The sequence below is a fragment of the Xanthomonas cassavae CFBP 4642 genome (assembly GCF_000454545.1).
Taxonomy (GTDB): Bacteria; Pseudomonadota; Gammaproteobacteria; order Xanthomonadales; family Xanthomonadaceae; genus Xanthomonas; species Xanthomonas cassavae.
Genome location: NZ_CM002139.1, coordinates 1,998,438 through 2,009,446 on the forward strand (window position 1 = coordinate 1,998,438; position 11,009 = coordinate 2,009,446).

General features: G+C 59.1%; 8 protein-coding genes and 5 pseudogenes. 4 read left to right on the forward strand and 9 right to left on the reverse strand.

Annotation, left to right across the window (positions count from 1 at the left end; translation table 11 throughout):
• Positions 1-92: 92 nt before the first annotated feature.
• The 3 genes and pseudogenes from XCSCFBP4642_RS0108990 to XCSCFBP4642_RS0109000 all read right to left on the reverse strand — a co-directional run.
• A complete protein-coding gene (locus XCSCFBP4642_RS0108990; protein WP_033898179.1) occupies positions 93-476 on the reverse strand; it encodes a UvrD-helicase domain-containing protein in 384 nt (127 codons plus the stop codon).
• The gene (locus tag XCSCFBP4642_RS24435) at positions 473-1,192 is read right to left on the reverse strand and encodes a hypothetical protein (RefSeq protein WP_053329538.1); all 720 of its coding nucleotides are present in this window, start codon (positions 1,190-1,192) and stop codon (positions 473-475) included. Before XCSCFBP4642_RS24435 ends, XCSCFBP4642_RS0108990 begins: the two co-directional genes overlap by 4 nt.
• Before the next feature lie 52 nt (positions 1,193-1,244).
• Positions 1,245-1,808: pseudogene (locus XCSCFBP4642_RS0109000) on the reverse strand (IS3 family transposase); the annotation flags it as partial.
• Between the two features lie 815 nt (positions 1,809-2,623).
• Here XCSCFBP4642_RS0109000 and XCSCFBP4642_RS0109005 point away from each other — a divergent pair.
• The 3 genes from XCSCFBP4642_RS0109005 to XCSCFBP4642_RS0109020 all read left to right on the forward strand — a co-directional run bounded on the left by XCSCFBP4642_RS0109005 (position 2,624) and on the right by XCSCFBP4642_RS0109020 (position 5,284).
• Positions 2,624-3,505 carry a condensation domain-containing protein gene (locus XCSCFBP4642_RS0109005; RefSeq protein WP_033898181.1) on the forward strand — a complete coding sequence of 294 codons (882 nt, stop codon included), beginning with the start codon at positions 2,624-2,626 and terminating at the stop codon, positions 3,503-3,505.
• 422 nt (positions 3,506-3,927) lie between these two features.
• Positions 3,928-4,146: an IS66 family transposase zinc-finger binding domain-containing protein gene (locus XCSCFBP4642_RS29170; protein ID WP_160170363.1), complete on the forward strand. Its 219-nt coding sequence runs from the start codon at positions 3,928-3,930 to the stop codon at positions 4,144-4,146.
• 175 nt (positions 4,147-4,321) lie between these two features.
• Complete coding sequence (locus XCSCFBP4642_RS0109020; protein WP_029218992.1) at positions 4,322-5,284, forward strand: IS1595 family transposase; 963 nt, start codon at positions 4,322-4,324, stop codon at positions 5,282-5,284.
• Between the two features lie 9 nt (positions 5,285-5,293).
• Here the strand turns inward: XCSCFBP4642_RS0109020 and xopAF are convergent, their stop codons facing one another.
• The 3 genes and pseudogenes from xopAF to XCSCFBP4642_RS24445 all read right to left on the reverse strand — a co-directional run bounded on the left by xopAF (position 5,294) and on the right by XCSCFBP4642_RS24445 (position 8,443).
• Positions 5,294-6,238, reverse strand: coding sequence for a XopAF/AvrXv3 family type III secretion system effector (xopAF, locus tag XCSCFBP4642_RS28400; RefSeq protein WP_327192083.1), 945 nt, complete (start codon positions 6,236-6,238; stop codon positions 5,294-5,296).
• Entirely contained in the window at positions 6,193-7,155 is a 963-nt protein-coding gene (locus XCSCFBP4642_RS0109025) for an IS1595 family transposase (protein ID WP_006448937.1), read from the reverse strand. The genes xopAF and XCSCFBP4642_RS0109025 overlap by 46 nt, the downstream gene beginning before the upstream one ends.
• 233 nt (positions 7,156-7,388) lie before the next feature.
• A pseudogene (locus tag XCSCFBP4642_RS24445) lies at positions 7,389-8,443 on the reverse strand (DNA-binding protein).
• 92 nt (positions 8,444-8,535) lie between these two features.
• Between XCSCFBP4642_RS24445 and XCSCFBP4642_RS30970 the strand changes: the two are divergent.
• Positions 8,536-8,805, forward strand: a pseudogene (locus XCSCFBP4642_RS30970) (transposase); the annotation flags it as partial.
• Between the two features lie 22 nt (positions 8,806-8,827).
• Here the strand turns inward: XCSCFBP4642_RS30970 and XCSCFBP4642_RS28410 are convergent.
• The 3 genes and pseudogenes from XCSCFBP4642_RS28410 to XCSCFBP4642_RS29980 all read right to left on the reverse strand — a co-directional run.
• Positions 8,828-9,649, reverse strand: a pseudogene (locus tag XCSCFBP4642_RS28410) (hypothetical protein); the annotation flags it as partial.
• A 322-nt stretch (positions 9,650-9,971) separates the two neighbouring features.
• Positions 9,972-10,601 (reverse strand): imm11 family protein, encoded by a 630-nt coding sequence (locus XCSCFBP4642_RS0109040; RefSeq protein ID WP_029219496.1) that lies wholly within the window; start codon positions 10,599-10,601, stop codon positions 9,972-9,974.
• 191 nt (positions 10,602-10,792) lie between these two features.
• A pseudogene (locus tag XCSCFBP4642_RS29980) lies at positions 10,793-11,009 on the reverse strand (hypothetical protein); the annotation flags it as partial.

The following is an 11,009-nucleotide window of genomic DNA, read 5'->3' on the forward strand; positions in this document are numbered from 1 at the left end:
TTCGCGAAGGAAGCCAATGATCTGTTCTTCGGAAAAACGCTTCTTCACGTCCAATCTCCTCGGGGTAGGGAATTGGACTCCAAACTAAGGCGCTACTCAAACTTGGGGGGACGTCGGGACGCCTTCACCCAGAGCACTACCTCGCGGTGGGCGAGTAGGGCTGCCGCCACCCGACAGGTCTCGTCGTAGTCCGATTCGCGCGGCTTGCCGTATCGCTCATGGGTAGCCAGCGACTGCCAGCGACGAACAATCCGGGCAGCGAAGCTGTCCAACGTGATGCAGTCGTAGCGGCGTGCCAAGCCCGGAACACTCGCGAGTCGGTCATCCAGGCGACGGCGGGAGCCGTGCATGAAGGTGAGTGCCAATACCTTGCAACCTTCGGTCATCGGCTCTTGTGCGATGACCCCTGCAAGCTTTTGCATCAGTTGGTATGTCTTTCCGCTTCCCGCACCACCTGAAAAGACGGTGACAGTCATGGCTGGAATACCCAGGCGCTCTCCCTCAGTGCAAAGTGAGCGCTCTCCTTATCAGAGCAGGCCATGGCTATCCCTTCAAACAGTTCAGACGCCCGGCTTCTGCATGCCTCGTTGTCGACGATGGCCTCAGCAAGGGTTTCGTAGAGCACAAGGTCGCACTTCTTCGTCTTTGCATAGGCGACCATCTCTGGCACGCCAGCGTCGCGCAACGCTGGAACCTCTCGTGCAACTATGGCAATCGAAGTTGGGTCAGCAGAGAAAATCCAGGCCAAGAGGTCCTCGAGCATGTGACCTGCAGGCCACCTGATGATCGAACCAATAGGGGCACCCGCTTTTGTTAGTTCCGCGGTGTATCGCAGACCCTCTGCATCGCCATCCACTAGGCAGCAAACGCGTGGGTGCACTCGCTGAAGATCGGTCCAAGTCTCTACGACCTTGGCATCCTCGGTAGGAACAAGGCCGACTTCCAGGCCGAAGGAGTGGGCATGCTCGCCGGCCCAGCCCTGTCTAAGCATCAGCGGCTTGAGCACCGTCTGCAGTAACAGATGATCTGAACGCCCCTCGGGGACCAGCACAAACGAGTGCATCAGGGCGTTGATGACCTCTGTCCGGTTGTGCTGATAGAACTTGCGCTGCCAGTTGGCCGCTTGACCGTCGAGATTTTTCTCTAAGAAAGGCTTGGCGGTCAGAATGCCATCAGTGTTTCTGAGCAGCAATACGGAGGTGGGGTGGTAATCCCCCCACTTCTAGCGGTCGCCAGAAGTGGAGCTAAGCGGCCATCGCCAACTTCATCGCTGGTGTGATGCCGCCGAGCGCCATATTCGGGCGCTCGTGGTTGTACGTCCATAGCCAGCGGGTGGCTTTGTCCTGCACTTGGTCGATGGTGTCGAACAGGGTTCGGGCGAGCCAGGCGTAGCGGATGGTGCGGTTGTAGCGTTCAACGTAGGCGTTCTGCTGTGGCTTGCCCGGCTGGATGTGCTCGACCCGGATGCCATGCCGCTGCGCCCAGGACAGCAACGCGCCACTGATGTATTCAGGGCCGTTGTCGCAGCGGATCACAGCGGGCTTGCCGCGCCACTCGATGATCTGCTCCAGCGACCGGATCACCCGGGCTGACGGCAGCGACAGATCCACCTCGATCCCCAGCCCCTCGCGATTGAAGTCGTCGAGCACATTGAACAGCCGGAAGCTGCGGCCGTCGGCCAACTGGTCGTGCATGAAGTCCATCGACCAGACCTGGTTGATGGCCTCCGGCACCGCCAGAGGCTCGGGCCGCTCACGCACCAGCCGCTTCTTCGGCTTGATCCGCAGGTTCAACTCNGCACGGCGATGATCTGGCTGTCGGTAAAGCGGGACTTCTTCATGGAACCTCCTCGGGAAAGGGTACGAGAAAATTCCACTTCTGGCGTCTGCTAATGGGCGGGGGGATTACCACCGGACCATGCGTCCTGTGCGCAATCCTGTTATCACATTGGCGTTCGCTCTACCGAAACCGTTGGCCGACGGAGCTCAGGTTTTGCGCAAGGTCGCCTCGGGCGACATGTGGCACGGCGCGTACACGTCTTTCTTATCGGAATAAAATTTTACTAGACATTATTGATAAGAATACGTCGATTATGGTTATCCACGAGATCGTGGGCTGTCCTGTGATCGGTAATTCCGAAAAGTGCGATGAACATTCTGTCATCTATGCCTACATCTGCGCCGCAACCGCGGAAATCCAGATGCGAATCGTTCTGATTGATGGCGATGGGGCGGGAGTTGGAATTCGATAAAAAAAAGAGACATCGGCGCCGGGAAAACGCGCGATGTTTCTTGTAATGGATGTGCTATCAATGGCGCTGCCGACACTCGCGACATCCGACGCAGAACCCATGTTCGACCACGCCACTATCAAGCTCGGGGCTCTGACGGTATCGCATGTGCCGTCAGATAAAAATTAAATTATAAAATTAAAACAATAATGAGATGAGTCATGCCGGATGTGGATCCTGGGGGAAGGCATGTCCCAATCCAGTGGGCGGGCCGCAATTCAAGACATCCGCGTCGCATCTCTTCGCCATCAATTTGTCAGGTTATTCAGTCGCCGCACTACTCATGTGTGAAGCGTCGAGGATGAACTGTACCCACCATCTAAGGAATATGCGATGCGAACAACCGATGGACAAGCCTTTCCGCTGAGCAGTCCCCAGAGAGAGATTTGGTTGGAGCAAATGATGCTCGGGCAGTCGGTGTCTTCCACCATCGGTGGTTACTTTGAGATCACTGGCGATATCGATGTCGGATGCTTGCAACGTGCGGTGCAAGAATTGGTCGACCAATGCGAAGTCTTGCGGATGTGCATATTGGAGGAGGTGGACGAGGAAGGAATCCCGCTGCAGTACTTTGCCGAGTCCATGCATCTGTCCGTGCCATTCACCGATGTGGCGTCGATGCGGGACCGGGAGGCGTGGTTGGAACAATGGATCCAGGATCACATGGAAACGCAGTTTCAGTTCGACGGAACGCCTCTGCTGGATCAGCTAGCGGTGCTAGGTGCCGATCTCGGGGTATCCCAGTTTCAGATCCTTCTCGTCATTCTCTATGCCTACTTCTCCCGTACCCAACAGCGTGAAGAGCTGGTCATCGGCGTGCCCATTCTTAACCGCTCCGGTCACCAGTTCAAGAATTCGATGGGACTGTGCGCACAGATAAACCCCGTGCGACTGCATTTCGATCCCGCGATGCCGTTCATCGATGCGGTGCGGGTGGTATCGCGAGAATTGCGCAAGGACTATCGCCATCAGCGCTTTCCAGTCAGTGAAATGGGGCGTGCCTGTGGGTTGTGGAAGAGTGGTGCGCTGCGCTTCTTCGAGATGGCGTTCTCCTTTGAACAATCCGATCATGTGTATCGCTTCGGGGGCGCGCTAGGGGCATTCGTCAAGGCATCCAATAACCGCGAGTACAATCCGTTGTCGCTGTACGTGGGGTTCAGCCGACATACGTGTAAAAATGACTCGCGGAATCCGATTTCTCTTGTGAAAACATGAATTTGCCGGATAAAACGGCGCTTCCATTGGCTTATCCACTACCTCGCCCCTTTCGAAGTTCGGCACGCTGCAACTGTCTTTTGGCGAGTGCGCGTGGCCGGTCGGTCACCAGGTGCGCAATAGGTCGCCCCTGAAAAACCTCTCTCGAGCACCAGCTGCCATGTTTGCGGGCCACACGGTGCTTGAGGACGTTGAGGAACGCGCCCGCACCACCTGCAACCAGGCACGCAAAAGCGCGAGCATCCAAGCCCTGGACCCGCGCCATCCAGTTGCGCGAGACCCAGGGCGCGGCGCTGACCGCCCACATCGCCGCGGTGGAGCGCAGCTGGCGGCCATCCAGGCCGAGCGCGAGCAGGCCTCCGCCCAAGGCACCGCGCCCGTCGCCGCGTGAGCGGGGTGGATACCCGCCACGAACCGGCCTGGTGCATCAGGCCGCAGTGCCAGGCCTGGTGCCGATCAGCGAGCACGTCAGCGGGACGCTGTCCTGCAAGCCGCTGCAGTTCTACGTCAAACGCCAGGTATACCTGCAGTACGCCTGCCGTGCCTGTGAGCAGGTAGTAGCCGAGCCGGTGGCCGCCGCGATCATCGAACGCGGCCAGGCCGATGCCAGCGTGCTGGCCCAGGTGGCCATCACCAAGTAGTTGTCTCTGAAAAATCCATCAAATTATTTTCGCAGAAATATATCTAGTCAGTGAATTTATGTCAGGCAGCAATCAAATTCTTTACCTGATTAGCCCCATCGCTCAGCCGGCAGTTGCAGGATTTGCGACGAGTCGGTTGGACAATGGTCCCACGTGAATACAACGCAGGTGGGAGATGGGCATCAACATCGTGCAGTTTCAGCCAGGCTTGTCGCTGAGCGAGTTCATGGATCGCTACGGAACCGAAGCCAAGTGCTACCGGGCGTTGTATCGGTGGCGCTGGCCGAAGGGATTTCGCTGCCCGCAGTGCGACGGCCGCGCGCGCTCGCGCTTTCGACGCGATGATCAGGTGTACTACCAGTGCCGGGCGTGCCGGCATCAAACCACCTTGCGTGCCGGCACGCTGTTGCAATCCAGCAAGCTGTCTTTGCGCCTGTGGATGCAGGCGATGTACCTGCTGACATCCAGCAAGACCAACCTGGCAGCCCTGGAGTTGAAGCGGCATCTTGGAGTGACCTACAAGGCGGCCTGGCGCATGAAGCACAAGATCATGCAGGCGATGACCGAGCGCGAAGAGCCACGAAAACTCAAGGGGTTTGTGCAGATCGACGACGCCTACCTTGGCGGCGAACGCAGCGGAGGCAAGCGCGGACGAGGCTCGGAGAACAAACAGCCGTTCGTGATCGCGGTGCAAGTGGACCAGAACAATGAACATCCTAGCTTTGCGGTGATCGAGCCGGTGAAGGCCTTCGACAACGCCTCGCTGAAGGACTGGATCGCGCGCCGTCTGGAACCGGAGTGTGAAGTCTATAGCGACGGCCTGGCGTGCTTTCGCCGTCTGGAGGAGGCCGGGCATGCCCACACCACCCTCGATACCGGCGGCGGTCGTGCTGCAACCGACGTCCAGGGAGCGCGTTGGTTGAATGTGGTGCTGGGCAATATCAAACGCGCCATCAGCGGGACCTACCATGCGGTGGGCCAGGCCAAGTATGCAAGGCGCTACCTGGCCGAGGCGGCCTATCGCTTCAACCGCCGATTCGATCTGAAACAGATGCTGCCGCGGCTGGCGACGGCGCTGCTGCGCTGCACACCTTGCCCAGAACGCGTTTTGCGTATGGCAAGCAACTTCCATGGCTGAGGGATGGGGCTAATCAGGATTCTTTATGAACTGGGTTGAATTGTCATTTAGAATGACTGCACCGAGCAGCCCGTCTGAGATGCGATTCGCGCATGTTTCATTGAATTCCACGGGGATTCCTTCATTCTCAAATAAACGCCCCAGCGCCTCTGCCGTGCTCACTGAGAAATCACCGTCTCGGTCTCCTCCATACATTGCGACGCGCATTGTCAGGCCATTGGCCCTGACGTCATCTATATAATCGCGGATGGATGCTATAGCGTTTTCCGGCAGGAGTTCTTCGTGATTAAAAGGCAGGAGATGGAATACTCGAACCTTCGCGCCGGGCATACGTTCGCCTGTGTAAGGGTCGATTCTTTCTGCGGCGCATGCGACCGCAATGCAGGCGGTCATATTATCGGTGACCACCGGCATGTTTACCTGGCTTGTTCCAGCGCTGTAGAGGTGACGTGTTCCTTCATGGTTAGGTGTCAGGTTGTTGAATCCTGCCACTTTGACTGTAGTGGAACTATCTATCTCAAAGCTGTACGGGGATCCCGCATCAACACCGTCGACACGAACCCACGGGAACAAGGATCCGCTACGATCTTTTATTGAATTGCTAGGGTGTCTTCTTTCTGATTGATAGTCAGCTATAGAAGCTTGCTTTAGGGTATGTTGCCCGGCTCGGCTCGCCAGTCGGGCCAGTCGGGCCAGTCGGTGATGAGACAATTTTGGCGGGCGCCCGCTTAGACCATCAAATGCTCCTGCATTTGAAGCTGCTGGTTGATGAGAGGAAGGGGCCGTGACATTCGGGGAAGATGAGGGTGATCCTATATCCGCCGCTGTGGTGTGGGTTGCATAATGCTCAGGTGACCCTGCCACGCTCGGCTTTGAAGTGCATAGCCCCACCTGATTAGCCCCGACTCTCAGCCATGAAAATTGCTCGCTGCACGTAAAACCGGCTCTGGGCATGGTGTGGATTGCATCATGGCCGTGGCAAGTCGTGGCAGCATCTCGCGCAAGCGGAATCGACGATTAAAACGATAGGCCGCTTCTCCCAGGTAACGCCTTGCGTATTTGCCTTGCGCGATGGCGTGATACACGCCACTGATGGCGCGTTTGAGATTGCCCAGCACCACGTTGAGCCAACGTGCACCGGCCGTTTCGGTCGCGGCACGACCACCGCCAGTGTCCAGCGTGGTGTGCGCGTGGCCGGCGTCTTCTAGCCGGCGGAAGCAGGCCAGCCCATCGGTGTAGACCTCGCATTCGGGCGCCAAGCGACGGGCAATCCAGTCCTGCAGCGAGGTGTTGTCGAAGCTGCGCACCGGCTCGATCACCACAAAGCGCGGCGCGGTGAAGGTGGCATCGGTCTGCACCGCAATCAGGAACGCTTGTTTGTTCTCCGATCCGCGTCCGGCCTTGCCACCGTTACGCTCGCCGCCGAGATAGGCATCGTCGATCTGCACGAAACCCGCCAGTTTCCGCATGGATTCGCGCTCGGCCATAACCTGCATGATCTTGTGTTTCATCCGCCAGGCCGTCTTGTAGTTGACGCCCAGATGCCGCATCAACTCCAGCGCGGCCATGTTGGTTTTGGTCGAGGTCAGCAGGTGCAACGCCAGCATCCAGGTGCGCAGCGGCAGCTTGGTGCCTTCGAACATCGTGCCTGCAATCAGGCTGGTCTGATGCCGGCACGCGCTGCATTGGTAGTAGATCGCAGCACCCCGCTTGAAACGCGAGCGCACGCGTCCGGCACAAACAGGGCAACGAAAGCCTTGCGGCCAGCGCCACTTGTAAAGCGCGCGATAGCACTTGGCTTCGGTGCCGTAGGACGCGAAGAACTCAGGCATCGACAATCCCGCTTGGAACTGCACGGCATTGATACTCATCACGCCACCTCGTTGGCTTCAGGTGACAGCAGCATCCACCCAGCGCGGCGCAGATCCTGCGACAGGCGGCTGATGGTCAGGGCTAATCAGGTAGCCCCATGTCGATCTCCTGCAGTGACTGTAGAAGCAAGTTTGGCGGGGAACTTTCCGATTCGCTCCGCCTCACCGAAATCCTGGCTGGGACGACGAAGGCACTGACGCGGAGGATTCCCGAGCCTTCGCCAAGCGGCTGATCATTTGCCTGCCGGCATTGCACCGGCTGCGATGGCGTTTTCGAGTTCGCCCACGGAGTGCGCTGGCCGCAGCTGCGCCAGGAGTTGTTCCAGCGTGCTCGGGCGCACCGTGGCCCGCAAGGTGTCCGCCTCGGCGTGTTCCCGGCGCTGGCGCTCTTCGACCAGTTCGGTCCGCGCCGCAGCCAGTTCGGCGCGCACGCCTTCCAGCGCATGGACATCTTGGGTCCAGCGCACCTGCAGGGCTTGGTGCTCGGCGGCCGCCAGGCGCAGCGCGTCGCGCTCGCGTTGCTGGGCGTCGGCCCGCTGGCGTGCCTGCGCCAGTTCCCGCTCCAGCCGGGTCTGGCGTTCCAGCCACTGGCCGTTTTCCCGGTTGAGCTGCATCAGGTCGTGATTCTTGGCGGTCAGCGCCTCGTTGGCCTGCCGTAGGGCGACCTGCAGCTCTTGCACCTGGTGCGCGTGCCGGCGCTGTTCCTGCTCACGCTGGTCCTTGACCGAGGTGCGGTAGTGCTCCAGGGCTTCCCTGGCGTGTTCGTGCTTGTGTTCCAAGGATTTCGCATGGGCGTCGTGCTCGGCCACGCGAACGGTCAGGCCGCAGATCCGTTCCTCCAGCTGCGCCAGTTCGGTGGTGCGGCGGGCCACTTCGCTCCTGGCAGCGTCGCCCGCCTCGCGTTCGGCCTGCAGCGCGGTCTCGCAGCGTTGCAGCTGCGTCATGAGTGAGCCGGCCTCGTGTCGGGCCTGCTCCAGCGCTTGGGTGCGTTCCTGCAGCTGCGCCTGGAAGCGCGCCTGGGCCTGCGCCACGACCGTGTCGGCCTCGCTGTGCAACCGCTCGGCGAGGCGGGCGATGAGGTCTTGAAGCGCGTCGCTCACGGCCATCTTCGCGCCAACGCCTTGCCCTTCCTCCTCTTCCAACTCCCTCAAATAGCGGTGGATGGTGGTCTTGGACCCCGTGTTGCCCAGCGCCACCCGGACCGCGTCCACGGACGGATGCGTGCCGTGGCGCGCAGGCGATCGCGGGCGCGTTGCACATCGCTTTTGTACAACCCGGACCTTGCCATCCGGCACTCCACGTATTTCTTAAGGGAACCTCTAAAAACCCCAGGATCCTGTCATCATTGACGTAATGCGATGCTAGCGGAGGGTGCTACAGATGATCAGTTTGTTCGCCGGTGAAGAACGTGATGCTAAACGTCAGCAATTGAGTGATCCGCTGGCCGTGTTGTCGCGTCACATCGACTTTGGCGGTATTGCCCGTGCGGTGGATGCGAGGCTGTCGCTCGGGCCGAAGGCCAAGGGTGGCCGGCCAGCGTGGCCGACTGAGGTGATGATCAGGGTGTTGCTGTTGCAGCAGTTGTACAACCTTTCCGACGATGCGTTGGAGTATCAGTTGCTGGATCGGCGTAGCTTCGTTCGGTTCGTCGGTCTGGAGAAGAGCGGCAAGGTGCCTTCTCGCCAGCGGTACTCAAGAAATATGCATAGGCTGCGATCAGCACCATCGGCCCGGCGCCCGAGCTACCCAGCGCGTAGGCAGCTGCGGTACCGCCGGCCCAGCCACCGACGTTGCGGCCGGCAAAGTGCGCAAGCTCCGATTGCGCGGCGAGCGGGTTGTCTTGGCCGAGTAAGTGGGTGGCGCGCTGGCTGGTCATCACCGTGTCGGCGGCGGTGGCGAGCAGACCGGCGGTGCGCAGTGCCTGGCCTGCGGATAGATCGCCGGCCAGCAGCTCGGCGGTGGCGAAGCCGCGTTGCGAGACTGGTGTGTATGGCGCATGCGGTGCGGCGGCTGCGCTTTGGCGAATGCTGCGTGCGGTACCGTCGATGGTTGTCGGCGTGTCATCCAATACCTGCTGGACCACTGCGGCATTGGACTCGGATAGCGTTATTCGCCCGGCATCCTCTGCGTGCGCGATAGCCATGCGAAACTCCTCGCGGCCCGCGATCTCGCGGATGACGGCATCGCGTTCATTCGGGACAGCAACCAGGTTTTTACCCGTCGTGCGTGCGTCATCGATCACCTTTGCGATCCGCTGCTCGGAGTGGGTGATCGCGGCCCATTCGGCTTCGACATTGCTCATCGAGCGCAGCGTTTTCAACTGGTCGGCGTGGGCGGCGCGGTATTGTTCGTATTCGGAAATAGTGCTGTGGTTCTGCGCGTTCGTTTGGGCCTTGGTCAAGTGCTCCGGTGTAGTTGCGAACATATCGCGATTGATCAGGGCGATTTTGAGGGTGTCTTGCAGGTCGTGGACTTGGGCGGCGACGCACTTCAATGCAGCAGCGTCATTACGCATGGCGGCTTCGCCATCTGGGGAATCAATCAGATCGTCAAGATAGCCGACTATTGCTTTTGTGTAGGAGCTGCGCGTGCGTCCTCTATGTGGGGAGGCTTCGATTTCGTCGGCCAGCTTGCCCTCTACCGGAAGATACAGGCGATTGGTCGATACATCCTTGTCAATCAAGCCATGCTCGGCCAATTTATTGAGCAGCCGATTTCTGAGAAAAATACCATTTTCAATGACATGATGACTTTCAAGGATGACGTTACCGGAGGACATCTTCTCTCACTCCATCAAACGGTCAAAGATTCATCGCTCAGCAACCGAAAGCGTCTATCAACCATACGCCGCGCGTCCTGGGCGATTTACCAAATCCCTGCGTAATCAAGGTGTCGCGTAAGAATCGATCGCAAAAGGCATCTGATGTATAAGGTGTCCTGAAGATATGCGCGGCGCCGATCACGTCTTTCCTGAATGCAAAGTCGGCGCCACCAGCAACACTGTAGTGCTTGCCATTACGGTATCCGGTCAACACTTTGACACTGGATGCCTCCTCGTCGATGGCGTCGATGATCCGCACCACCTCGCAAAGATAGTGCGGTGCCGCAGGCGTACCGTCTTCCAGTCGGAAGTCGCAGAGCGCGAAGGCAAAGCCCTCCGGGTCAGCAGCTTCAAGGATCAGCTTCAGTGGCTCGGAGACCAGCCAGTAATCCGTCAAACCACTCTCAAGATCATTGGGCATATCGCCGATGCGGCTGTCGTAGCGCAGGCGCGGGGTTTCCTTCAATGCAGCAAGCCCCGTGTCCTCCCCAGGCTGGCTGTAAGCAATGGAAAACGGCACCGCATCTGGGTTCTCGAGCTTCAAACCAGGGCCGCGACCGCCGCCACGCATGTCGGACCTGAGGAGATAGAACTCGCCTTTCTTGGGTTTATTCTGGATAGACACTTTTTGCTCCAAGACGCTCTTCCGCTCAAGCGTAGCAAACTGTTCGCTTGAGATCGAAGGGACGTCGCGGACGTACGCCTTGGCAATGTCCCGCCGGCCGAGTGTGCCGCCCAATTCACTTCCCCACCCAAGGCCGAGTTTTCCAGTTCTGCGAGGACCTGACGCGGGGAGGAGGTCAGAAGAGCTACGGCTCAGTCTTTATGCGGGCCTTTCGGATAGCTGCGAAACCACTCATCTTCAATCGTGGAGGTCAGATAAGGCTTGCGGAAGATTGATGGAGCGAGCTGATAGAGCTCTTCTTCGCGTTGGGCGATGACCGACGTCCCCCCATCCTGAGTAGCAGTCGGGTTTAGAGTCCGGGGTTGATGATATCGCTGTTGGCCAGGTGCTGGGCATAGGCCGTCGGCG

Excerpts from the sequence above, each read along its gene's own strand:
- XCSCFBP4642_RS0109020 (WP_029218992.1), top strand. The coding sequence starts at position 4,322 with ATGGGCATCAACATCGTGCAGTTTCAGCCAGGCTTGTCGCTGAGCGAG.
- XCSCFBP4642_RS0109025 (WP_006448937.1), bottom strand. The coding sequence starts at position 7,155 with ATGAGTATCAATGCCGTGCAGTTCCAAGCGGGATTGTCGATGCCTGAG.
- XCSCFBP4642_RS0108990 (WP_033898179.1), bottom strand. The coding sequence starts at position 476 with ATGACTGTCACCGTCTTTTCAGGTGGTGCGGGAAGCGGAAAGACATAC.
- xopAF (WP_327192083.1), bottom strand. The coding sequence starts at position 6,238 with ATGCCCAGAGCCGGTTTTACGTGCAGCGAGCAATTTTCATGGCTGAGA.
- XCSCFBP4642_RS0109005 (WP_033898181.1), top strand. The coding sequence starts at position 2,624 with ATGCGAACAACCGATGGACAAGCCTTTCCGCTGAGCAGTCCCCAGAGA.